This is a genomic window from Caldicellulosiruptor bescii DSM 6725 (assembly GCF_000022325.1).
Taxonomy (GTDB): domain Bacteria; phylum Bacillota; class Thermoanaerobacteria; order Caldicellulosiruptorales; family Caldicellulosiruptoraceae; genus Caldicellulosiruptor; species Caldicellulosiruptor bescii.
Map to the genome: position 1 here is coordinate 631,853 of NC_012034.1, position 24,779 is coordinate 656,631.

The 24,779-nt window shown below is 35.4% G+C and carries 23 protein-coding genes and 1 riboswitch; of the genes, 17 read left to right on the top strand and 6 right to left on the bottom strand.

What is annotated here, in order from left to right:
* Window positions 1-99: 99 nt before the first annotated feature.
* A complete protein-coding gene (radC, locus tag ATHE_RS02770; protein ID WP_013430992.1) occupies window positions 100-798 on the top strand; it encodes a RadC family protein in 699 nt (232 codons plus the stop codon).
* Between the two features lie 56 nt (window positions 799-854).
* On the opposite strand, the gene ATHE_RS02775 is transcribed toward radC, so the two are convergent.
* The 6 genes from ATHE_RS02775 to ATHE_RS02805 all read right to left on the bottom strand — a co-directional run bounded on the left by ATHE_RS02775 (window position 855) and on the right by ATHE_RS02805 (window position 6,443).
* A complete protein-coding gene (locus ATHE_RS02775; RefSeq protein WP_015907140.1) occupies window positions 855-2,378 on the bottom strand; it encodes a LysM peptidoglycan-binding domain-containing protein in 1,524 nt (507 codons plus the stop codon).
* A 157-nt stretch (window positions 2,379-2,535) separates the two neighbouring features.
* Window positions 2,536-3,003, bottom strand: coding sequence for a 6,7-dimethyl-8-ribityllumazine synthase (ribH, locus tag ATHE_RS02780; RefSeq protein ID WP_015907141.1), 468 nt, complete (start codon window positions 3,001-3,003; stop codon window positions 2,536-2,538).
* Entirely contained in the window at window positions 2,990-4,198 is a 1,209-nt protein-coding gene (gene ribB / locus ATHE_RS02785) for a 3,4-dihydroxy-2-butanone-4-phosphate synthase (protein WP_015907142.1), read from the bottom strand. The genes ribH and ribB overlap by 14 nt, the downstream gene beginning before the upstream one ends.
* Window positions 4,199-4,203: 5 nt before the next feature.
* On the bottom strand, window positions 4,204-4,782 hold the full coding sequence (locus ATHE_RS02790) for a riboflavin synthase (protein WP_015907143.1): 579 nt from the start codon (window positions 4,780-4,782) through the stop codon (window positions 4,204-4,206).
* Window positions 4,775-5,890, bottom strand: a complete 1,116-nt coding sequence (gene ribD / locus ATHE_RS02795; protein ID WP_015907144.1) for a bifunctional diaminohydroxyphosphoribosylaminopyrimidine deaminase/5-amino-6-(5-phosphoribosylamino)uracil reductase RibD — start codon at window positions 5,888-5,890, stop codon at window positions 4,775-4,777. Before ribD ends, ATHE_RS02790 begins: the two co-directional genes overlap by 8 nt.
* Before the next feature lie 122 nt (window positions 5,891-6,012).
* A riboswitch (FMN riboswitch) is annotated at window positions 6,013-6,141 on the bottom strand.
* A 104-nt stretch (window positions 6,142-6,245) separates the two neighbouring features.
* On the bottom strand, window positions 6,246-6,443 hold the full coding sequence (locus ATHE_RS02805) for a DUF4176 domain-containing protein (RefSeq protein ID WP_015907145.1): 198 nt from the start codon (window positions 6,441-6,443) through the stop codon (window positions 6,246-6,248).
* Window positions 6,444-6,675: 232 nt separating this feature from the next.
* Between ATHE_RS02805 and ATHE_RS02810 the strand changes: the two genes are divergently transcribed.
* The 16 genes from ATHE_RS02810 to ATHE_RS02885 all read left to right on the top strand — a co-directional run bounded on the left by ATHE_RS02810 (window position 6,676) and on the right by ATHE_RS02885 (window position 24,775).
* On the top strand, window positions 6,676-7,662 hold the full coding sequence (locus ATHE_RS02810) for a LacI family DNA-binding transcriptional regulator (protein WP_015907146.1): 987 nt from the start codon (window positions 6,676-6,678) through the stop codon (window positions 7,660-7,662).
* A 44-nt stretch (window positions 7,663-7,706) separates the two neighbouring features.
* Window positions 7,707-9,215 carry a xylulokinase gene (xylB, locus tag ATHE_RS02815; RefSeq protein WP_015907147.1) on the top strand — a complete coding sequence of 503 codons (1,509 nt, stop codon included), beginning with the start codon at window positions 7,707-7,709 and terminating at the stop codon, window positions 9,213-9,215.
* A gap of 104 nt (window positions 9,216-9,319) precedes the next feature.
* Window positions 9,320-10,807, top strand: coding sequence for an HD-GYP domain-containing protein (locus ATHE_RS02820; RefSeq protein ID WP_015907148.1), 1,488 nt, complete (start codon window positions 9,320-9,322; stop codon window positions 10,805-10,807).
* A gap of 60 nt (window positions 10,808-10,867) precedes the next feature.
* Window positions 10,868-11,452, top strand: a complete 585-nt coding sequence (locus ATHE_RS02825) for an ANTAR domain-containing response regulator (RefSeq protein WP_015907149.1) — start codon at window positions 10,868-10,870, stop codon at window positions 11,450-11,452.
* Complete coding sequence (locus ATHE_RS02830; RefSeq protein ID WP_013430979.1) at window positions 11,428-12,150, top strand: gamma-glutamyl-gamma-aminobutyrate hydrolase family protein; 723 nt, start codon at window positions 11,428-11,430, stop codon at window positions 12,148-12,150. Before ATHE_RS02825 ends, ATHE_RS02830 begins: the two co-directional genes overlap by 25 nt.
* Window positions 12,150-12,938 (top strand): mechanosensitive ion channel family protein, encoded by a 789-nt coding sequence (locus ATHE_RS02835; protein WP_041727062.1) that lies wholly within the window; start codon window positions 12,150-12,152, stop codon window positions 12,936-12,938. Before ATHE_RS02830 ends, ATHE_RS02835 begins: the two co-directional genes overlap by 1 nt.
* Before the next feature lie 37 nt (window positions 12,939-12,975).
* Entirely contained in the window at window positions 12,976-14,694 is a 1,719-nt protein-coding gene (locus ATHE_RS02840) for a proline--tRNA ligase (protein WP_015907151.1), read from the top strand.
* Window positions 14,695-14,790: 96 nt separating this feature from the next.
* Entirely contained in the window at window positions 14,791-15,420 is a 630-nt protein-coding gene (locus ATHE_RS02845) for a cyclase family protein (protein ID WP_015907152.1), read from the top strand.
* Between the two features lie 301 nt (window positions 15,421-15,721).
* Entirely contained in the window at window positions 15,722-17,674 is a 1,953-nt protein-coding gene (locus ATHE_RS02850) for a methyl-accepting chemotaxis protein (protein ID WP_015907153.1), read from the top strand.
* A 34-nt stretch (window positions 17,675-17,708) separates the two neighbouring features.
* The gene (locus ATHE_RS02855) at window positions 17,709-18,260 is read left to right on the top strand and encodes a chemotaxis protein CheW (RefSeq protein WP_015907154.1); all 552 of its coding nucleotides are present in this window, start codon (window positions 17,709-17,711) and stop codon (window positions 18,258-18,260) included.
* 39 nt (window positions 18,261-18,299) lie between these two features.
* Window positions 18,300-19,331 (top strand): protein-glutamate methylesterase/protein-glutamine glutaminase, encoded by a 1,032-nt coding sequence (locus ATHE_RS02860; RefSeq protein ID WP_015907155.1) that lies wholly within the window; start codon window positions 18,300-18,302, stop codon window positions 19,329-19,331.
* A gap of 29 nt (window positions 19,332-19,360) precedes the next feature.
* A complete protein-coding gene (locus tag ATHE_RS02865) occupies window positions 19,361-20,998 on the top strand; it encodes a chemotaxis protein CheA (RefSeq protein WP_232422000.1) in 1,638 nt (545 codons plus the stop codon).
* A 29-nt stretch (window positions 20,999-21,027) separates the two neighbouring features.
* Window positions 21,028-22,506, top strand: coding sequence for a HEAT repeat domain-containing protein (locus ATHE_RS02870; RefSeq protein ID WP_015907157.1), 1,479 nt, complete (start codon window positions 21,028-21,030; stop codon window positions 22,504-22,506).
* Between the two features lie 11 nt (window positions 22,507-22,517).
* Window positions 22,518-23,360, top strand: coding sequence for a CheR family methyltransferase (locus tag ATHE_RS02875; protein ID WP_015907158.1), 843 nt, complete (start codon window positions 22,518-22,520; stop codon window positions 23,358-23,360).
* 31 nt (window positions 23,361-23,391) lie between these two features.
* Window positions 23,392-23,763 (top strand): response regulator, encoded by a 372-nt coding sequence (locus tag ATHE_RS02880; RefSeq protein WP_015907159.1) that lies wholly within the window; start codon window positions 23,392-23,394, stop codon window positions 23,761-23,763.
* Window positions 23,764-23,779: 16 nt separating this feature from the next.
* Window positions 23,780-24,775, top strand: coding sequence for a chemotaxis protein CheW (locus tag ATHE_RS02885; protein ID WP_015907160.1), 996 nt, complete (start codon window positions 23,780-23,782; stop codon window positions 24,773-24,775).
* Window positions 24,776-24,779 lie beyond the last annotated feature (4 nt).

Genomic DNA, 24,779 nt, shown 5'->3' on the forward strand with positions numbered 1-24,779 from the left:
AAATTCATGGGTTATTATTCTTTATTGAAAAGAATGATATAATCAAAATAAAATGTGATTAAAAAATTCAAAAGAAAAGTTATTTTAAAGGGAGAGTGTATGGATTTGTCTTGTAACCTGCATGAAGGGCACAGAGAAAGGCTCAAAAGAAGATTTATTGAACAAGGGCTTGATGGTTTTGAAGACCATCAGGTGTTAGAACTTCTCTTATTTTTCAGCATTCCAAGGAAAGATACAAATGAGATTGCACACAGGTTGATTTCAACTTTTGGAAGTATATCAAATGTATTTGAAGCTCACCCAAAAGAACTTCAAAAGGTAAAAGGCGTCGGAGAAAATTCTGCCATTTTGATATCTCTTATTTCGCAAATATCAAGAAGATATCTTGCTGATAAAAATAGAAAAACCTTTCAGCTAAGAAATGTAGAAGCGGCAGCAGAGTACATAAAGAGTTTGTTTGTGGGAAGGAAAAATGAGGTGTTTTATGTTATTTGCCTTGATACCCAGTTAAATGTGATATATTCTGTGCCACTTTTTGAGGGTACAGTTAAAGAAGCTGTTGTGTATCCACGAAAAGTTGTTGAATGTGTTATTCGGTACAATGCAAGCAGTGTAATTTTGGCTCACAATCATCCTGGAGGTTCTGTAAGACCCTCAATGGATGACATTAAGACAACTCAGAAGATTGTTAATGCTCTTTCTACGATAGGTGTTGCTGTAAATGACCACTTTATAGTGGCAAAAGATGAGTACTACAGCTTTGCACAAAATGGAATGCTGCCCCAGCCGCAGATATAAAATGGCTATTATTTCAATGGGGCTGTTCATTTGAAACAGCCCCAACTTACTTTACCTTACCTCAAGCCTGCTGCAATACTTACTGTCAACTGATGCTGAGGGTCAATTTGATTGTCTTTGTGACGAAGACCGTTGAATGTATATACATCGAAGTGTCCGTCCATTCCATTTACAATTGTATCAAGGTTTGGACCGTAGCCATATCCACCGCTTCTGTTTGCAACATTTTGATTGTAAGGAACGCCGTCCACCCCTGCATGTGGCATGCCAGAAACTGACACGGCTATTCTTCTACCATTTATTTCAAGTATAAACGGACGTCTTTCCCATGTAAAGCTTCCACCAAATATCTCTTTCATGATTTGAGTGTCTTTAAAGCTCAAAGTTTCAACATCTGCATGACTTGCCCCCATTGTCCTTTTTGCAAAAAAGTATTTTCCTGTCTGGATGTCAATAAACTTGCCAACGCTGCCGATTGGGAATACATAATTTCCCTGCGAAAACCAGTCGAGCATTTCAACTCCGTACTCATTTAAATGCACAGCAACTGTGTGAACAGGCACTTTTAAGGTTTGTCCTGCATAGATGTATGAGTTTTCATTCAAATTATTTGCCGACATAAGTTCATAGTCGGGTATTCCAAATTTTACTGCAATCGACCATATTGTATCTCCACTTTGCACCTTGTAGTATGTATAGCTTACATAGTCACCTGAAGTATCAACAGGTATATAAGAATAAAAATAGCTACTTGGTTTTGAGACGTCAGAAATATCTTGTTTTATATCTACTGCCCAGATTGAAACAAAGCCAGTTCCTTTTGCTGATGAAATTTTATAGAATTCTGATTGCTTTCCAATGATGTTTACAATTTGTCCCTGGGTAAGATAAAATAGATTTTGTGCTGACGAAGATGGAAAAGCTTTTACATATGTCCACCACTTTATTATTCCAGTAATTTGGACAGGGTTAATACTTACCTTTTTTACAATTAGCTTTTGTCCAACATAGAGTGTGTCGCTTGTAAGGCTATTGAGGTTTTTAATAGTTTCAATAGATGTTCCGAAAGTTTGAGACAATATCCAGAGAGAGTCACCGCTTTGAACACTGTAGACTATGTAGTTTCCGTTTGGCTTGAATATCATTCGTTTTCCTGATGTATAATGACGATATTCAAATAAATTCAAGTAAGTTTTGAAAGTAGAATAAGGTACACAAATTCTATTTTGTATGATTTGTATTGGTCCGTCCATATAAAAGTTTTTTCCATTGAATGTCACCACATTGCTATCGAGCTTGAATATAAGTTCATTTTGGTCAACAATAAGCTTTGACTGAAGAAAGTTATAGTCTTTTGGATCGAAAGCAAAATTTCCACCCAGTACCTTTGAAAGTTCATAGGGAGAAAGATATGCTACTGAACTTTTGTTAATAATAGTAATATAAGAGGGGTTGCCATTTGAATCAAAAAATAGAGCTTCTTCTTTTTTAATATCAGATGCAAACGAAGGTGAAACTATAAATAAAGATAGAATTATAATTGTAACAACAAACACCCAAAATCTTAATAAACTTTTCATAAAAATCCCGCCTCTTTCATTTAGGTTTTTAATATATTTTCATTATAAAACCATGTTTTTGCTTCTCTCAAATGAAATACTTTCCAAAATGACCAAGTGTCATTTTCAAAAGTGTAATAAAAAAAGTTGACCCAATCAAAGAGCCAACTTTTTCTTCTTATGAAGAAATATTTTTCATCAAATTTGCCATCTCTAAGGCAGACATGGCTGCGTCAAACCCTTTATTTCCTGCTTTTGTACCTGCCCTTTCGATTGCCTGGTCAACTGTGTCGCATGTCAGAACACCAAATATAACTGGGACTTCTTGTTCTAAAGAGACGTTTGCAATACCTTTTGAGACTTCTGCACTCACATACTCAAAATGTGGTGTGCTGCCGCGAATCACTGCACCCAGTGCAATTATTGCATTGTATTTTTTTGACTTTGCAAGCTTTTTGCACACAAGTGGTATTTCAAAAGCACCTGGTACGTAATATACGTCGATATTTTCACTGTCCACCTCATGCCGTTTAAGACCATCCAAGCATCCTTTTAAAAGCTCATCTGTAATAAATGAGTTAAACCTTGAAATGACAATTGCAAATTTTAAATCTTTTCCACAAAAGCTTCCTTCAAAAGTTCTCAAAGCTATCCTCTCCTTTTATTAAGATTTCATGCTTTTTCTTTAACATTTTAGAATGTATATATTTCCTGTTATATGGATTTACAGAAACCGGAATAGCTATCCTCTTCAGAATTTCAATTCCGCAATCCCGCAAAAAAGAAATTTTTTCAGGATTGGATGTTGCAAGATTAATTTTGCTTATACCAAAGAACCTTAAAATATGCAGAGCATCGAAGTAATCTCTCAAATCATCGTCAAAGCCAAGTAAATTGTTTGCCTCATAGGTATCAAAGCCTTGCTCTTGATATGCATATGCTTTAATCTTATTGGCAAATCCAATTCCTCTTCCTTCCTGGTCAAGGTAAATGAGCATGCAGTTTTTGTTCTCTGCCATAAACTGCAAGAAAAATTCAAGTTGCTGATGGCAGTCACACCTTAAACTGTGAAAAATATCTCCTGTTTTACACGATGAGTGTATTCGGACATTTACAGGCTGGCTTGGGTTAAAAGTTTGGTTTATCAGCACAGCATGTTCTTTTTGAGAAAAATGATTTTTAAAAGCAAAAATCTTAAACTTTCCATACTGTGTTGGAAGCTCTGCTTCAGCTTCTTTTTGCACTGTAGGCTGGCTAAGTAGAATATATTTTTCAATCTCATCAATTGTAGTAATGGGTATTGAAAATTTCTTTGCTAAGCTTTTTACATACTCTTTGTTGTGACTATCTCCTTTTTCGTCTAAGATTTCAATCATCACCGCAGCAGGAAAAAGCTTTGAGATTCTACAAAGTTCTACAGCTGCCTCTGTGTGCCCTTTTCTTATCAAAACCCCCCCTTCATGCGCAACAACAGGATTTACATGACCAGGGATTTTAAAATCAGATGGCACTGCTTTTGGGTTTGCAAGTTCTTTGCATGTTTTGCTTCTCTCTTTAGCAGTTATACCTGTTTTTGTATCTTTGTGGTCAACAGTAACTGTAAAGGTACAGGTGTTTTGAGTATTGTAAGGAACATACAAATTCAAGCGCCTTTGAATTTCCTTATCTATCGCAACACAGAACATTCCTTTTGCGTGATTCAAAACAAAACTTATCTTTTCAGGTGTTGAAAACTGAGCGGGCAGAATTAAATCTGCCTCATCTTCACGGTTTTGGCTGTCAAATACTATGACAAATTCTCCATTTTTAAGATTTTCTATTACATCTTTTAACTCATACATGTCTATCACCTCAAATTCTCTTTCACAATCTTTGCAATGTAGTCAAACTCAATGTTTACCCAGCTACCTACCTTTTTGTACTTCAAGGTAGTATTTTCAATGGTGTGTGGAATCAAAGATATTGTAAAGTATGTGTCAAAGACATCTACAATTGTAAGAGAAATGCCGTCAATTGCAACAGAACCTTTTTTGATAACAAGACCTTTAAAATCTTCAGACGGCTTTATTCCAATTATTCTACTTTTTCCCTGAATTTTTTGCATACAGATTGTGCCAATACAGTCCACATGACCAAGAACAATATGACCGCCAATTCTGTCTTCCATCTTCAAAGCAGGTTGCAGGTTTACAGGCATCCCCTCTTTTAAAAATTTAAGTGTGGTCCTTTCAATTGTTTCAGGTGACAGGTCAAAATCAAAAATTCCATTTGAAATATTTGTAACAGTCAGGCACACACCATCAACTGCTATACTGTCACCAATTTTTGCATCTATCTTTTTCACTTCTATACTCAGCTTTACAATATCATCAATTTTTCTCATTAGAACAACCCTGCCAACCTCTTCAACAATACCGCTAAACATAACTTATATCTCCTTCGATTATAGTAGAATTTTTAAATGTTGTGACTTTTGTATTTGCAAGCTTTGGGAAAAAGTCCTCAAAGCCTTCCGCACCAACTACACCTTTTGTGTCCTGCCCACCAATAAAAACATTGAATATCAATGAATACCAGTAATCTGCAATTCTTTGTTTCAAAAGAAAAAAGTTCAGTAGACTTCCTCCCTCAACAAGGACTGATACTATCTTTTGCTGTGCAAGTTTTGAAAATGCATCTGAAAGGTCAAGATGACCATCTTCTGAGGACTTTGCAAAGATTATTTTTATTCCTTTTTGAGAAAGAAGGTCTATTTTTTGAATATCATTTACATTTTCACTGCACACAATGTAGGTAGAATACTTGTCAGCAGTTTTTACAATATTGCATTCTAAAGGAATTCGAAGCTTTGAATCAAGCACAACTCTTGTAGGCTGCCTTACAATCTGGCCATACCTTGCATTTAAAATTGGGTTATCTGAAATTACAGTATTTACTGACACCAAAATTGCCATATATTTTTGACGAAGACTGTGCACAAAGACATTTTCCTCTTCAGTGTTAAACAAAAACCTCTTATTTGAAGGTGTTGCAATTTTGCCATCAATACTCTGGGCAACTTTTATAGCGATATAGGGAATGCCTGTCTTCATGTACTTAAAAAAATCCTTGTTAATACTTTCTGCTTCTTTCTGCAGCACACCTTCTATAACTTCTATTCCGTGCTGCTTTAATATCTGTATGCCCTTGCCATTGACAAGAGGATTTGGGTCTTTGGTGGCAACCACAACCTTTTTAATTCCACTTTTTATAATTGCATCTGTACAAGGCGGCTGTTTACCAAAATGACAGCATGGCTCTAATGTAACATACATTGTTGCGTTTTTGAGCAAGTATCCATTTTTTATTGCATCCTCAATTGCCAAAACTTCTGCGTGTTTTTCACCATACTTCTGGTGATACCCTTTTCCAATTACAGTTCCATTTTTTACAATCACACATCCCACTCTTGGGTTAGGCAGCACCAAAGGAGAAGCTTTCTTTGCAAGCTCAAGTGCCATGTTCATGTAGTAGCTATGTGAAAGAGCTCTCAAATGCTTCCTCCTTTCTAAGGTGTAATTTGATGAACAAAAAACTAAAGCCTCAAAAGTGGATTTTCCACCTTCGAGGCTTTTTGGGCTTTTAACAAGATGTATAAGAAATCTTCCTTACACATCCACTCCTTCTCCCATCCGGACTGTAACCGTTGGCACCGGAATTCCACCGGTTCTGCAAAAGCCAGAAAGGCTTTTGCTCGCGGGCTTTTACCGCCAGTGGGGAATTTCACCCCGCCCCGAAGGATGGACTTTTACTATTAGCTTATATTCAATTTACATTTCATTATATTCATAAATTTACGAAATTTCAATAGCAAAATTTACACGAAACTTTGCAGAAAGCCTCGTCCTTTTAGGGCGGGGATGAATGCAATGATTGAAAATAAAAACCAAATATGATATAATTAAGGCAAATCTTTGAATAAATTAAGGTAGTATCAAATTCATGCCCTGTTCGTGAATTAAACTGTTTTCGACCATAAATCATTAATGGTTTATTTCCACCTTTTAGAACGACTACACTTCCAATTGGAAGCCATTTGCTTTCCATCTTAATCACCTCCATAACCTTTATTTTGATTTTATTAAAAAAAAAAGAAACGTCAATAGATGTTTTTGTAATATATAGTTATAAATTCAAATACCCTAACTTGCTATTTTTTAAAATTTTGTTGATAAACCAACTACCAATGTGATAAAGTATATAACAAAGAATAATCGAAATCGCTTACAATTCCTGTATTTGATAAAATTAAAAAGGAAAATGAAAGGGGGCAGAGCATTTGCCGTCGATTGAGGATGTTGCAAAAAGAGCTGGTGTTTCAAAGGCAACTGTGTCAAGAGTTATAAATGGAACAGCAAACGTCTCTGAGAAAAAGAAAAAGGCTGTTTTGGAAGCTATTAAAGCTTTGAATTATACTCCAAATGTGACAGCCAAAAATTTAGCAAGAAGAAAGACAGATACAATAGGAATCATAATCCAACAGCTCAGTAGCTGGTTTTACAGTGAAGTTGTGGGGTTACTCAACAAATATATAACCCAGCGCGGGTACGGGGCTATATTTTGTCAGCTGATAGATAATATTGACTACTTCAAATTTTTGGTAGGTAGAGTGGATGGAGTTATAGTTTTTGGATATAAAAGTATTGATAAACAAGCACTAAAGCTTTTGCATGCTAACAATGTTCCAGTTGTTCTTGCTGAAAACAATACTGAATTTACAAATGTTCCGAGGATAAATGTAAACAACCTGCAGGGTGGCTACATTGCAACAAAGTACCTTATTGAAAAAGGTTGCAGGAAAATTGTACATATATCAGGTCCGCTTGAGTCTTTTGAAAGTGTTGCAAGATATGAGGGGTATAAGGCAGCATTAAAAGACTTTGGAATAAAATTTGATGAAGAACTTGTCATCGAGGGAGATTTTATGTTTCAAAAGGCATATGAAAATACAAAAAAGCTTTTACAAAACAAAAAAATAGATGGCATATTTGCAGCAAACGACCTTATGGCATATGCAAGTATGTACGCATTAGATGAGATGGGAATGTCTGTCCCAAATGATGTGAAAGTAGTCGGGTTTGACGATGTGGATTTAGTAGGGCTTCAGCTCAGCAAAATGCCAAGACTTACAACAGTTCGCCAGCCAATTGACCTTATGGCAAAGACAGCTTGTGATATTCTTTTTGAAAAAATAGATAACCCGAACAAAAAATTTGAAAGTGAATATATTCTTGACACTCAGCTTATAATCAGACAATCTGCATAAAATATATTTTCAAGACAAAAATTCAAGAAAGGAAGGTGTTTTGAATGTATTTTATTGGAATTGATGTTGGAACATCTGGTACAAAAACTATTTTAACTGATTCAAAAGGCAACATTTTGGCAACAGCAACTTTTGAGTATCCTCTTTATCAGCCTCAGATTGGATGGGCTGAGCAAAACCCTGAAGACTGGTGGGATGCAAGCGTAAAAGGAATTAAAGCTGTGCTTGAAAAGTCAAAGGTAGACCCAAAAGAAGTCAAAGCTGTAGGACTTACTGGGCAGATGCATGGGCTTGTTATGCTTGACAAAAACTACAATGTCATAAGACCATCAATAATCTGGTGTGACCAGAGAACGGCAAAAGAATGTGATGAGATTACACAAAAAGTTGGCAAGGAAAGACTTATTGAAATAACAGCAAACCCTGCACTGACAGGTTTTACAGCGTCAAAGATTTTGTGGGTAAAAAACAATGAACCCCAAAATTATGAAAAGGTTTACAAGATTTTGCTTCCAAAGGACTATATAAGATTTAAACTCACAGGCGAGTTTGCAACAGATGTATCAGATGCATCTGGCATGCAGCTTTTGGACATTAAAAACAGGTGCTGGTCTGATGAAGTTCTTGAAAAGCTTGAGATAGACAAAGATCTTCTTGGGAAAGTCTATGAGTCACCAGAGGTTACTGGAAAAGTGAGTAGGCAAGCAAGTGAGATTACAGGTCTTTGTGAAGGGACGCTTGTTGTTGCAGGTGGAGGGGACCAAGCAGCAGGTGCTGTTGGAAATGGCATAGTAAAGACGGGTGTGATTTCTTCTACAATAGGTTCGTCTGGTGTTGTTTTTGCCCATCTTGACGAGCTTAAGATTGACCCACAGGGAAGGGTTCATACATTTTGTCATGCAGTGCCGGGAAAATGGCATGTGATGGGTGTAACTCAAGGTGCCGGGCTTTCTCTCAAGTGGTTTAGAGACAACTTTGCTCACGTCGAAAAGGCTGCGTTTGAGTTTATTGACAAAGACCCATACATTTTGATGGACCAGGAGGCAGAACTTGCAAATCCAGGGTCAGATGGGCTTGTTTTCTTGCCATACTTGATGGGCGAAAGAACGCCCATTTTGGACCCGTACGCAAAAGGTATTTTCTTTGGAATAACTGCAAAACACACAAGAAGGGAATTTATTAGAGCTGTTATGGAAGGTGTTGTATTTTCGCTTAAAAACTGTCTTGATATTTTGAATGAGATGGGTATTGAGGTAAAAGAAGTCAGAGTTTCAGGTGGTGGTGCAAAGAGCAAGCTATGGAGACAGATGCAGGCAGACATATTTGAGATGGATGTATGGACACTGAATTCCAAAGAAGGACCTGCATTTGGCGCGGCTATTCTGGCAGCAGTTGGTGCCGGAGAGTATAATAAGGTCGAAGAAGCCTGCGATGTTATGATTCAGAAGGTTGAAAGCTGTAATCCAAATAAAGACTTATTTGAAGTATATAGAAGGACTTATAAACTTTATAATAGTATATATCCAAGAGTAAAAGATTTGTTTAACGCTTAAAGAGCCATGTTTGGCTCTCTTTTTTTGTCATTTTGTTTAAAGGATTTTTGTACCTTTTGTCGAAATAATAAGGTGTGTGACTTTTTTGACAGGGGGACTGAAGATTGAAACTACAAAAGAATTTATGGATGAGGATTTTTGAGTTTTTTCTCTTCTTTTTAATATGTTTTCCCCTGGCAGTTCAGGTTGCTGAGATTTTCATACATATTCAAAAACCTGTCATTGAATATCTTAAAATTGTAACACTGTTCCTTGCAGTGGCATTTTTTACAGTATTTTATATTCTCAGATATGGCAGTATATTGAAAAGATATAGAGTATTTGAGAAAAAACAAAAAGTCATAATTAAAAAGCTAAAAGAGGAAAAAGATAGTATTGAAAAGAACTACATTGATAGTATTCGACTGAACAAAGAAATGACAAATATTGTAAAGAGATTAATTGAAACAGAAAGGGACTTAAGAGAAAAAAATGAATGGTTTAAAAATTTTTTTGAGCTCTCGACTAAGATTATTAGTCTTTCGAATGTAGAAAATATAGTTGAGGTTATAGGTGAGTATAGCCATGGAAGTTTGAAATTTTCTCGTATAAGCATTTATCATGATGGTGATGATAAAAAATTCAAAATCTTGGGTCAGTTTGGGCAAAAAGATGTTCATGAACATCTTCTTCTGAGCAGAGCAAAAGAGGATATTAATATTGCTTACAAAATAGTAAATAATAACTTGGTAAAAGTAGCTATTCCGATTGTTTCAGAAGAGAGATGTGAAGGTATTTGTTTTTATGGAATTGAATGCAAAAGCACTTCAAGCGAAGATGTTGAATATTATATCAGCCTGTGCAATTTTATTACTATAGCCATAAAAAATGCCATTTATTATTCAAATCTCAAAAAACAGAAATCAGAAATAGAAGATTTGTATGAGAAAAGCACTTACATGAACGAAAGACTGAAAGACACAATTGAAGAATTAAATAAATCAAAGGCAGAACTTGAAAAGAAAAATCAAGAAATTGAAAGGTTCTTCTATGAAACAATCTTATGCTTGTCCAAAGCGATTGAGTACAAAGATGTGTATACGAAAGGACATTGCGAAAGAGTGCAAAGTATTGCTTTAAAAATTGCTGATGAGCTTTCGCTTTCAGAGGAAGAAAAAAACGTTTTAAAGGTTGCGTGTTTGCTTCATGATATAGGAAAGATTGGTGTGAAAGAGGATATACTGAACAAGAAAGGTTCTTTAGAAGATCATGAGTATAAAGAAATCCAAAAACATCCTTTAATAGGTTACAACATTTTAAAAGATTTAGAGTTTACGGACAGAATTAAAAAGGTTGTGCTTCAGCACCATGAAAGGGTGGATGGCAGAGGTTATCCGTTTGGATTGAAAGATGAAGAGATAGACCTTCTTGCAAAGGTTGTAGCTGTTGCAGATGCTTATGATGCAATGACTTCTGACAGACCCTATAGAAAAGCTTTTGATAAACAGGCGGCGTTGAGCGAAATGAAAAGGTGTGCTGGAAGTCAGTTCGATACTACTATAGTGGAAAAACTGATTAATTTAGTCCAAAAAGGTTTAGTAATGTTTTTATAGAAAAAGAAAAAGGAGTGTGTTAAAATTATTAAATAAGCTTGGTAAGGGGCAAAAATATAGATGTTCAAGGTTATTCTGGCTATAAAAAACCAAAGATTATTTTCTGTTGTAAAAAATGCTCTTATTGAAAATGGCTATACCATTGCTGACGCTGCTTCGGACTTTGCAGATTGTCTGAGAAAGATAAGGGTATTAAAACCAGATATTGTTATTATGGAGTATGGATTTAGTGTTGGCAGTATGGTGGAGATGATAGATATTTTAAAAAATGACAGAATATGTCCTGTTGTCATCTTGGCAAACCAGGCACAAAGGTCTAATATAGAAAGTGTAATCTTAGAGGATGATGAGTTTAATATTTTTTTGTACAGTCCATTTAATAAGTGGTCGTTCATATCCTTTGTTGAGACTATTGCTAAAAATTGGATGAAATTAAGAAAGTTAGAAGAACAAGTAAGGAAGCTTCAGGATGATTTGGAGACAAGAAAGCTTGTTGAAAGGGCAAAAGGGATTTTGATGAAGGAGCTAAAGCTTGATGAGGAAAGTGCAATGAAAAAACTTCAAAAGCTCAGCATGGACCACCAGATGCCTATTAAAGAAGTGGCAAAGAGAATCATAGAATGGAAATTGAAGAACTCAAAGTGAATAAGGTAAGTCCAATGAAGGTTCTTATATTTGGCGGGTTTGATACAGAGAATAGAAAACTTTATGTTATGAATGAGTACATAGAAATACTTTTAATGCTAAATGCAAAACCCATAATTTTCCCTATAAGTGTTTTATCAACTGATCTTTTAAGAGAGTACATACAGATGTGTGAGTATGTTCTTTTTTGCGGAGGTGAAGATGTTCACCCTAAATTTTATGGCAGAGAACCTCAAGTAGGAATAAGAAAAATCAATCTTTTGAGAGATAGAATAGAGCTTGAGGCAATGAAAATTTCATATGAGATGAGTAGAAGAGTTTTGGCAATTTGCAGAGGAGTGCAGGTTATGAACGTTGCGTTTGGTGGGACTTTGATACAGGACATAGAGAGAAAATCCTCTATGTCTCATTACCAGAATCTTGATGGTATATATGGATATCATACTGTAGAGGTTGTTGGAGGGTTATTTGCTTGCATCTTTGGGGGCCGAAAGATTTTAGTAAACTCTTTTCACCATCAAGCAATAGAAGAAGTAGCACCTGGATTTGAAATTGAGGCAGTATCAATGGATGGCATTGTAGAGGCAATTTCGAAGAAAGACAGAAATTTTTTTGTAGGTGTGCAATGGCATCCCGAGCTTATGGCAAAAGACGACCTTTTTCAGAAAAGGCTTTTTGAGAAGTTTTTGGGAGGGTGATGTATTTGAGTATTGGGAAAATATCTGATATGATTTTGAAATACAGTGGCAAAATCATATACTCTGTGGTCATCCTAATTATTGGTTTTTTATTTTTGAAAGTTTCTAATAGAATGCTTGAAAAATGGAAGAAAAAACAGAGAAGTTCTGTATTTCCTATAAATCAAAAAAGAATAGATACTCTTGCAGCACTTTTCAAAAGTATTTTAAAATACTCTATATACTTTTTAGTGATTGTGCTCATTCTTGAAAACTTTAACGTTTCAATCAAGACAATCTTGGCTGTTGCAGGGATAGGTGGACTTGCGATAGGTTTTGGTGCACAGAGTTTGATTAAAGATGTCATAGCAGGTCTTTTTTTAATTATAGAAGACCAGCTTTCTGTCGGTGATTATGTGACTATCGATGGAAGAAGCGGCACTGTAAAAGAAATGGGAATAAAGACAATAATAATCCAGGACTACAACGGCTCAATCCATATTATTCCAAATGGTTCCATAGGTGCCATTACAAACTGGTCGAGGCATAACTCAAAGGCGATTGTGGATGTTAAGCTTAATACAAAAATGAACTTTGATGAGGTGTCTTTGAAGCTACAAGAGGTTTTTAAAGAGATTGAAGAGGAGTTCAAAGATGATATTGTAACACCACCACAAATTGTAGGGATTGTGGATACAAACTGGATAGAATATACACTCAGGATTGTGACAGAGACAAAACCTCTTCGCCACTGGGATTTAGAGAGGGCGATGAGAAAAAAGATTATTGAAAAACTTTTTATAAGCTAAAAAACTAAGGTTTAGAAAGGGGTAGTAACAAAGGAAGATGAAAGTTTCAGAGCTTTTTATGCCAACTTTGAAAGAGACACCTTCAGATGCAGAGATAGAATCACACAAGCTTATGCTAAGGTCTGGTTTTATGAGACAGCTTTCCTCTGGCATTTATGTTTATCTTCCACTTGGTTACAGAGTTTTAAGAAAGATAGAAAACATTGTAAGAGAAGAGATGGATAGAAGCGGTGCACAAGAGGTTCATATGTCTGCACTTATGCCAAAAGAACTTTGGGAAGAGTCGGGTAGGTGGGCTGTATTTGGCCCTGAAATGTTTAGGATAAAAGATAGAAACGAAAGGGAATACTGTTTGGGTCCCACTCACGAAGAAGCATTTACTTATATAGTCAGAAACGAGATTTCATCTTACAGGGACCTTCCTAAAATTTTGTATCAAATCCAAACAAAGTTTCGTGATGAGAGAAGACCGCGGTTTGGTGTTATGCGTTGCAGAGAGTTTACAATGAAGGATGCTTATTCTTTTGACATTGATGAGAACGGCTTGGACATATCATACCAAAAGATGTATGATGCATATGTGAGGATATTCAAAAGATGCGGGCTTGATGTAAAGATTGTCGAGGCAGACACAGGTGCAATGGGCGGGGCAAGCTCACACGAGTTTATGGTTCCATCATCTGTTGGTGAGGCAGAGATTGCATATTGTAAAGCTTGCGGATATGCTGCAAACTTGGAAAAGGCAGAGTGTTTGGATGAGCCTGTTGAAAACAAAGAGGAGCCAAAAGAAAAACAGGAAGTCTACACTCCAAATGTGAGAACAATTGAGGAGCTTGTGAGTTTTCTTGGCATCGACAGCACAAGGTTTGTAAAAACAATGATTTACAAGGCAGATGACAAGTTTGTTGCAGTGCTGGTAAGGGGAGATAGAGAGGTAAATGAGACAAAGCTAAAAAATCTTTTAAAAGCTACAGACCTTGAACTTGCATCGGCAGAGGATGTAGAGAAAATTACAGGTGCAAAAGTAGGATTTGCCGGTCCAATTGGTCTTTCGATAGATGTGTACGCAGACAATGAAGTAAAATATCTCAAAAACTTTGTGGTGGGTGCAAATAAGACAGATTATCATATAAAGAATGTTAATCTTTCAGATTTTAAAGTAACAAAGTTTACAGACCTCAGGAATATAACCCAAGACGACCTTTGTCCAAAATGTCGCTCTCAGAAGGTGACAATTGAAAGAGGAATTGAGGTTGGACATATATTTAAGCTTGGCACTAAATATACACAGGCATTTAACTGCGTGTACACAGATGAAAAAGGCGAAAAGAAGCTCATGATAATGGGATGTTATGGTATTGGTATCAACAGGACAGCTGCAGCTATCATTGAACAGATGCACGATGAAGATGGTATAATTTGGCCAATTACAGTTGCACCGTATGAGGTAATTATTGTGCCTGTAAATGTAAAAGATGAAAATCAGAAAAAGATTGCATTTGAGATTTATGAAAACCTTCAGAGAAATGGAGTTGAGGTTTTGATTGATGACAGAGATGAAAGAGCAGGTGTTAAGTTCAAGGATGCAGATTTGATAGGAATTCCGTTTAGAGTTACTGTTGGAAAGAAAATATCAGAGGGAAAACTTGAGATTAGAAATAGAAGAACAAAGGAATCTTTTGAAGTTGAAATTGAGAAAGCAATAGAGGTTGTAATTAATCTAATCAGGGAAGAAAAAGCAAAATACCAAATATAAGTTTAAAATGTTTGTCAGCAAAAGGGGCTTTTAAGCAAAAGCCCCTTTTTATTATTCTTATTTTTGAAAATGTTAAGTTTAAAGGAGGGTTTGAAATTGAGGATTATAGATGTTAGTATTCCAATTTCAAATAATATGGTTTATTTTCCCGATGATCCAAAACCGCAGATATCAAGGGTTTATAGTATTGAAAGAGGAGATGTGGCAAACGTAAGCAAGTTAATACTTTCATCCCACACAGGGACGCACATTGACGCACCATCTCATTTTATAAAGGATGGTAAAACAGTTGACCAGATTCCTTTGGAATACCTGATTGGAGAAGTCAAGGTTTTCGAGGTACATGAAGATAATAAGATAACCAGAGAGTTTCTTGAAAGCAAGAATATAGAGTATGGTGATAGGATATTTTTCAAGACCAAAAATTCTCTGTATCTTAAAAGGAGTTCAGAGTTCTATGAAAAGTATGTTTATTTGACTTTGGAAGCAGCCGAGTTTCTCATAGAAAGAGAGGTTAAAGTTGTAGGAATAGATTATCTTTCAATAGAAGAATTTGCTTCAAATGATTTTGCTGTACACAAGAGTCTGCTGTCAAATGGTGTAGTGGTTATTGAAGGATTGGATCTTTCACAGGTGTGTGAAGGGAAATACAGGTATGCAGCACTGCCACTAAAACTAAAAGACTGCGACGGTGCACCTGCAAGGGTGGTGTTGATTGATTTTTAATCCAAAAATTTTGTAGGTTCCATTTACACCTACTTATTTTTGGTGGTATTTTTATCAGTAAAGATAACTTGATAATTAAATTGCAATTTATTTTTAAATATTTCTGTTTTAGTTTGATTAATTGGCATTGATCTATAAAATGCTAATATTATTGTGGTTAAGGATTGAATATATTTGTATAACATAAAAAAAAAAAAAAAAAAAAAAAAAAAAAAAAAAAAAAAAAAAAAAAAAAAAAAAAAAGTTACAAAACCACAACATTGTGGTATTATATATTCAAAAATAAAGGGGAGGTAGTGGAATGGAACTTTCAAAATTACAGACACCGAGAAATCCTTTGAAAGCAGGCGCTCAACCTGCTGCATCAAACCAAATTCAAGATGTTTCTCAGAGCCAATCTTACAGTACCAGTATTTTTGACTCAACTAAGAGAAAAGAAAGAAGAGATGAGCTGAAGAAAAACACAATAATCGAGAGGCTGGCTGCAGCATCAGCTGAAACTCAGGCGGCTGTAGCCCAGGCAACACGTAATGTAAATGAGCTTCAGGTTGCAGTGCAAGAGATTGCAGCATCGGCTCAGGAAGCATCAAAAGCTGCTAATGAATCTTTAAAAGCTATTCAGGAGATTGAAAAGGTTGCAAAGGTTTCAGATGAAAAAGCAGTTGAACTTTCAAACTCTATTGCAAACCTTCAGACGCTTATTCAGAGTATTTCAGATGAGATAGAAGAAGTCATAAGAGGAATTGAAATATCTGCTCAAAGTTCTGTTGAGTCTGCAGAGAATGTTTTGCAACTTGAAAGACAGGCAAATGAAATTAAAAATACTGCCCAAGCTGTAATGGAGGTTGCTGACCAGACAAATTTGCTTGCACTCAATGCTGCGATTGAGGCTGCAAGGGCAGGAAAACATGGTCGTGGGTTTGCAGTTGTGGCAGATGAGGTAAGAAGCTTAGCAGAGATAACAAATAAAGCTGCTATAGAGATTCAAAACATCATAGAGGATATTCAAAAAGATGTAAATGTTGTAGCTCAAGACATAAGAAGCGTCGGAACACTTGTCAGAGGAGAAGCTGAAAAGGCAAAAGGTGTTACAGAGGATTTGAAGAAAATAGAGGATGCTATAAATACAATTGTCGAAGCCATGAAGGAAATAAGGGTTTTGTCAAGGAACATGATGAATGCATCAAGCGAGGTCAGGGGCGGAAGCCAGCAGATTGCAGCAGCTGCTGAGGAAACTGCAGCTGCAACTGAAGAGTCAAATGCATCGTTAATTGAACAGACAAAAGCATTGAACGAGATTAACAATGCAATAACTATGCTTGCTGAAATGGCAGATGAGTTAAAATCTACAACTGTAACTCAGAAAAATGCAGAAGAACTTGCTGCAGCGTCTTCTGAGCTTGCTGCTATGGTAGAAGAGTCACACAAGGCAAGTTATCAGATTTCTTCAGCGCTTGAACAAATAATGCAAGCTTCTGAAGAACAAGCAGCTGCATGTGAAGAATCCCAAAGGGCAACAGAGAATCTTAAAAACATGCAAAAAGACATAGTTGATAGATTAGAAAATGTTACAAAGTTGTCAAAAGAGCTTCAAGAAATTTTAGAAAAGAACAGGAAAGACGTAGAAGGATTGATTGAGGGTGTTTCCCAATCGGTTGAAAAGAACAAACAGTCATTGGAAAGTGTGAGAGTACTTGAGAAAAGAATTAGAAACATTGAAAAGATAATTGATACAATCTCAAATGTTACAACAAAAGTAGACTTGCTGTCACTCAATGGTTCAATTGAAGCGGCCCGTTCCGGCAAGTATGGAAAGGGATTTGCAGTTGTTGCAGGAGATATAAAGCAGCTTGCTCAGCAGTCAAGTGAAGCTATTGGAAATATCAAAGAAATGGTGAGAAATATTGGCGACCAAGTAAGAATTGTGTATGAGGATGTAGAAAATGCAGTAAAGACATCTACACAGGAAAACGAAAAAGCACAAAAAATTACCATTTCGCTTGAGAGAGTGAGGATTGCAACTGAAAAAGTTTTAGCTGAAGGCGGGCAGCTACTTAAGATGGCACAGGATGCAGAAGCAGCTTTAACCCAGATTGCAGCAGGAACCATGCAGATAGCAAGAGGAGCAGAAGAAGCATCACAAGCAGCTCAAAGTGCAGCAACCCAGGCACAAGAACAGCTAAAAGCAATATCTCAGATTGCTCAGGCAGCTCAGGAACTTGCTAATCTTGCTGAAGAGCTTAAAAATATTTAAGCGGGGTTAGTTTAAAAGAGGAGGATTGAGTAATATGATTGAAGAAGAAAGAAAAAAATTGTTAAAAGCAGATATAGCTGAAGATTTTGAAGAAGAAGATGAACTCACTGATGAAAAGCAGCTTGTCATTTTCAAACTTGGGGATGAAGAGTACGGTGTTGATATAATGCAGGTCAAAGAGATTATCAGAACAACCAACATTACCAAAATACCACAAGTACCATCTTTTGTTGAAGGGATAATAAGTCTGCGGGGAGAAATACTGCCTATAATTGATATGCGAAAAAAATTTGGACTTCCAGAGACAGAAAGAACAAGACAAACAAGAATCCTTGTCATAAACCTTGACAATATGACAATAGGCGGAATTGTTGATGAAGTTACGGAGGTTTTAAGACTTCCAAATGATGCTATAACACCCCCACCACCTGTTATAAGGGGAATCAACACTGAGTACTTACAAGGTGTTGGTCAAATTAATGGTAGGATAATAATTCTTCTTGACATGTCAAAGATATTAACATCAAATGAGGTAATTCAAATTGAGGAGTTAAAAGAGGAACTTTTGAACACAAATACACAATAAAACTTTTACTAAACCATACGGGAGAGTAGAAATTCAAAGATGGTAAGAGTGTTAGTAGCAGAAGATTCCCCTTTGATGAGAAGGGTTTTAATAAAAATACTTCAAAAAAGTCCTTTTATAAAGGTTATAGATTATGCAACAAATGGGCAGGAGGCAATCGAAAAGGTTGCCTCCCTTCGCCCAGACGTTGTCACAATGGATGTTGAAATGCCTGTATTAAACGGTCTTGAGGCTCTGAAAGCAATAATGCAAACATGTCCAACACCTGTTTTGATGATATCAACGCTTACCCAAAAAGGTGCTGAAGTCACACTAAAAGCTTTGAGTCTTGGTGCGGTGGATTTTATTCCAAAGCCTTCTGCCTACTCAAGCGAGCTTGAAAGTATAGAAAATGAAATTATTAAAAAAGTATTAAATGCAGCAAAAGCGAATGTCTTTGGCAAAAAAGTAGGTTCTTTGAACACTACTAAAATTATTTCAGTTTCAAAAAAACCATTAGTAAAGCCAAATGCTATATTTATTGGTGTTTCAACAGGCGGACCAAAAACTCTTGGTGAGATAATACCCTATATTAAAAGTGATATAGGTGTACCAATATTTATTGTTCAGCATATGCCACCAAACTTTACACGACAACTTGCTTCAACCCTTTCAGAAAGAAGTTCGCATTTTATAAAGGAAGCTGAAAAGGGTGAATTTGTAAAACCTAATACAGTCTACATTGCACCAGGTGGCAAGCAAATGGAACTAATAATCTCTGGTGGCAGAACTGTAATAAATATAGTTGATGGTCCAAATGATTTGATATACAAGCCTTCTGTTGATTATGTTGGGTTTTCACTTGCCAATCATTATAAAGACAGACTTGTTGCAATAATGCTGACAGGAATGGGCAATGATGGCGCAAAAGCATTTGCATTTATCAAAAAACTTGGTGGTTTTATAATAGCTGAGGATCAGTCCACTGCTATTATATTTGGAATGCCAAAATCTGTAATTGATCAGGGGATTGCTGATTTGATTTTGCCTTGCACAAGTATTGCAGGGGCTATAAATTCTATATTTTCATGAGAAAGATTTTTAAGGGCAGGGTTGAGAAGATGAATTATGAAGAAAAGAAGTTTCTCATGGAACTTTTAGATGAGGGGAAAAAGATATACAAAATAGAGTTTTTATTAAAGCCAGAAGCTGAGTTTAAATCTCCATCTATGGCAAAGATATATAAAGCTCTTAAAGAAAAATACAATATTTTTTTAACAATTCCGGATGTAGAGCAGGAACATGTTAGTGAAGAAGTAAATGAATATCTATTTTTTATTGAAGGCGACATTGAAATAAATGCATTACGGCAGGATGTAGAGGATATCTGTAAAACTGAGGATGTAGTGGAAATTTTCTTTATACAAAAACTAATAAAAGAGGATTTAGAGGTAACAGAAACAGAAGAAGTGGACAAAATTGTAAACCAGTCTGAGAGTGATCAGACGGGGACTTTTGAGGATGGAATTAAGAATCTTAAAGAAATTGATATTAAAAGAATTGATTCAGTGCGAATAGATATAAACAAGCTCAATAATCTTACAAATCTTGCTGGCGAACTTATTACCTGTAAATCTCAATTGAATCAGATATTAAATGCATTCAAAGAAACAAACATAAAAGATAAAACGCTTAGTAACTTAATTTCAAATCTTGAAAAAGGAATTTTACGACTCGAAAGAATATCATTTGATATTCAGGAAGGAATAACAAGTTTGAGGCTTTTGCCTATAAAAAATGTTCTGAGAAAGCTTCCGCGAATTGTTCGAGAGGTTGCTCAAAAAGAAGGGAAAGAGGTTGAACTTATCATAAAAGGTGAAGAAACAGAAATAGACAAGATTATACTTGAAAAGATAACCGACCCACTTGTTCACTTGGTGAGAAATTGTGTAAATCATGGAATTGAAAAGCCTGAAGAAAGAATTGCTAAGGGAAAAAGACCTCAGGGAAGGATTTTGATAGAAGCATATGCAGAAGGTGAGAATATCTACGTAAATGTTGAAGATGATGGCAAAGGTATTGACATTGACAAAGTAAAAGAAAAAGCTCTGCTAAAAGGTATTGTGACAAAGGATGAGATTGAGAGAATGTCAGATGATGAAATAATAGAGTTTATTTTCTTACCAGGTTTTTCTACTGCTGATAAGATTAATGATGTGGCAGGCAGAGGCGTTGGAATGGATGTTGTGAAAAAGAATTTAAGTGAGCTAAAAGGAGAGATAAAGGTTAAAACAGAAAAAGATAAAGGTACAAGCTTTTTGATGATAATTCCTCTCACTGTTGCAATAATAAAGACATTGCTGGTTTTAGCTGGGGATAAATTGTATCTGCTTCCGCTTGAAAAAGTGGTTGAGACAGTAAAGATAAGAAAAGATTCAATAAAGTCTATAACTGGTAAAATGGTATGCAGTATTAAAGGGGAAATAGTACCATTTTTTAGTCTTCAGGAAATACTTGGATATCAGAAAAGTGAAGATGATAGAAGTTACTATTTTGGAATAATAGTAAAATATAGAGAAAGCAAGGTAGGAATAATCGTGGATAGGCTGATGGGCGAATATGATGTGGTTGTAAAGCCTTTAGATCAGTTTGTCGGGAATGTAAAAGGAGTTGTTGGTTCAACAATCTTAGGTGATGGGAAGGTTGTACTTTTGCTTGAACCAGAACAGCTAATTGAAAGAGTTATTCAGATGGTCTAATTAAAACTAAAAGGAGTGGGGCACAGAAGATGAATTCAGCTATGGAAATAATTGAAATGCTAAATTCAGATGACTATCTATTACAAAAAGAAGCTATTGAAAATGCACCAAAGTTTAAGGAACCTGAAATTGTTGATAGATTAATAGATCTTTTTATAAAAACAAACAATAAAATGATTGAGGAGCACATTACAGAAGCTTTAAAACAAATAGGTGGCAGTTATACTGTTGAAAAATTATTGAGGCTTTTAGACCATGAAGAAGCAAGGGTTAGGGTTTTTGCTTTTGAGGTTTTAAGTAAAATAGGTAATGATAATATTCACGCAATAATCAAAGAGGCGGAAAATCCAGATAAAAATGTTAGGAAATTTGTAGTGGATATTTTAGGTGCTCTTAAAAACAAAGAAGCAGTTGATACTTTATTGAAAAGGTTATCAGATGATGATGTAAATGTAGTACAGGGGGCCATTGAGGCACTTGGCAATATTGGGGATGTTGAAGCTCTCAAAAAGGTAATTGAGTTTTTACCTTCTGCTCATCTGTGGGTACAGTGGACAATAATTGAGAGCATAAAAAAAGTGAACAATAGAGAACTAATTTCAGAGGTTTTAAATCTGCCATGGGAGATTGAGGATATCATCTTTGACAGTATTTTTGACATGGTGAAAGAAAATGGTACCCTTGAGAATGTGGAGGATGCAGTAAATCTTTATTTAAAGCTTTCAACACAGCTGAGGATAAAGGTTTTAGATACCATATATTCGATTTATATAAAGTCAGATAAACAAAAAGTTGAAAAAGTTTTATCAAATACAAGCTTTTTTGATGAAATAAAAACCATTTTGATATATGGTTCTGATACACAAAAATTTGAGATTTTTAACTATATGGGTAGCATAGAAGATAAGGATTTTGTAAGGTTTATAAAGAGTAGGGTGTTTGATGAAACAGTTATTCTAAGCGCTATAAAACTCTATTACGCATCGAATACTTTAGAGAAAAGAGAATTAGTTAGAGTGTTTAAATATTTTAATAAGTCAAAACTGGTTGAATATATGAGAGAGATATTCAAAGGTGATGATAATATCTTAAAGCTTAGCGGGTTGAAGATTATGAGATACAATGGTATCAAGGAGGCAGCAGATGTGTTGCCAGAGATGATAAAAGAAGGAGAGCTTTTACCAGAGGTCTTAAAAACTGTGATAGAACTAAACTTGAAGGAGTTATTTGATAGAATTTATGAAGAATATTTCAATGTCAAAAGCGATGACTTAAGACTTTTGATGCTTGAATGTATGGTTGAACTAAGACCTGACGATGCAAAGGTTGTGGCTCTAATTAAAGATGAGCTTGCAAATGAGTATTTATCTGATGTTCATATTCTCAAGCTTTTACAACTTGTAAGAAAAATTAATGATAAAGAACCATTTAGATTACAGTTAGAATATTTGGCTGACCATCCTAATATAGAGATTTCTATTGAAGCTCAGGACCTGCTTGGAGGCTAAGGAGGAGCAAAATGCTAACAGAAATTGTCTTGAATAATCAAGAGTGGTATATTATAAGAGATTTTATATACAAAATTACAGGATTGTACTTTTCCGATGATAAAAAAAGCTATATTCAAAAAAGATTGAAAATAGCAATGGATAATTTAGCGATAACAGATTTTTGGGAGTATTTAAAAAGAATTGAGACTGACAGAAATGCTCTTAACAAATTATTGGAATTGATTACAACAAATGAAACATATTTTTTCAGAGACATTCCGCAACTTGACATGTTTTCGAAAGATGTTTTGCCTGAACTTTTGAATAGAAAAGCAAGCAAAGGTGATTTTAGGTTAAAAATTTGGAGTGCAGGATGTTCAACAGGTGAAGAACCTTACACTATTGCAATAATTTTGAAAGAAAGGCTTGAATATTTTGATGACTGGGACATTGAGATACTTGGAACTGATATTTCAGAAAGGGTTTTAAGGCTTGCGCAAGATGCTATTTACTTGCCACGGTCTTTGAAAGATGTTCCAGAGTATATAAAACTTAAATATTTTGAGTACAGCCCTGTAGATAAAATGTACAAGCTCAAAGATGAGATAAAGAAGCTGGTAACTTTTAGGTACTTGAATCTTTATGATGAGAGTAAGATGAGGCTTATGAGAAATTATGATGTGATATTTTGTAGAAATGTTTTGATTTACTTTGACGAAGAGTCAAGAAAAAAGGTTGTAGAATATTTTTATGATGCATTAAATCCGGGTGGTTATATCTTTTTAGGACATTCAGAGAGTATCCTAAGAATCACAAAAGCTTTTGAAATTGTTTATTTTGACAACAACATAGCTTTCAGAAAACCCATGTAAAAATAAAGAATAATGGGGGGTACGAAAAGATATGCCGAAAATTTTAGTTGTTGATGATTCGCCGGTTGTAAAGAAAATTGTAACAACAACACTTGTGAAAAAAGGGTTTGATGTAAAAGAAGCAATAGACGGTGTTGCTGCATTGGAAATACTTTTAAGCGAGAAGATTGACCTTGTTATTACAGACCTCAATATGCCAAAGATGGACGGTCTGCAGCTTACCAGAGAAATAAGGAAAAACCCGATGTATAAGAGAATACCAGTTATTATGCTAACAACAAATCCATCAGAAGAGCAAAAAGCGTTAGAAGCGGGTGCAAATCTGTACCTGAAAAAACCTGTGACAAGCGAGGAATTGATTTCACATGTTCAAAAATTTTTGGGGATAGAAATGAGAAGTTAACAGAGGTGGGATTGTAATGACTGACCAATTGTTCAGTGCAGCAGAACTTGAAGAGCTTAAAAAAGATTTTATTGTTGAAACATACGAGCATCTTGAGAATGCTCAAGATGCTCTCCTGCAACTTGAGAAAGATCCAGCTAACTATGAAACACTAAATTTTATATTCCGTGAAATTCATTCAATAAAAGGAGGCGCAAACTTTTTAGGTCTGCAGGATATAATCAACGTTTCTCATGAAATGGAGAGCTTATTGGACAAGATGAGAAACTATGAGATATATCCTTCCAGTGATGTTATAAATGCTATTTTTGAAGGAATAGATATAATTCGAAAGTTGGCAGATAATTTGGAGAATAATGAACAAAGCTGTATTGATTATACCTCATACATAGCACAATTGAAGAGAATAGACAGTTCAAAGCATTCATCAGATACAGCTATTCAAGGAAGAATAAAAAATAATGATGATTTTCAAACATCAAACGAACCTGAATTTGCAAGAAATCAAGAAGATGACAAAAATGGTGGATTTACAAACTTCAGAATAAATGATGATGACCAACGTATTGATGAAGATTCTTACCAAATGATTGTTTCATTTGAATATGGAGATGTTACTTATGGAATTGAAGTAGAGTTTGTCAGGGAGATAGTGAGGCCAACAGATGTAACCACAATACCGTTTGCACCTGAACATGTAATGGGGCTTATGAATCTGAGAGGAGATGTTGTAACAATAGTTGATTTTGGGAAACTACTGGGGGTTGAAAAGAGTGAAAGTAATAATCACAAAGTTCTAATAATTGGCAATGATGAATTGACATTTGGGCTGTACGTTGATAATGTAAGAGAAGTTGTGAGTGTGCTTCCTGAGGAGATAAAAAAAGAATTAAATGTTTCTTCAATTTCATCAGGAGAGATTTTGAAAGGAATAGTAGAAAGAAATGGTGAGTTTATACAAATAATAGATATTAGGAAATTAATAGAAAGGTCAAAAATAGTATGGAGTTGATTTA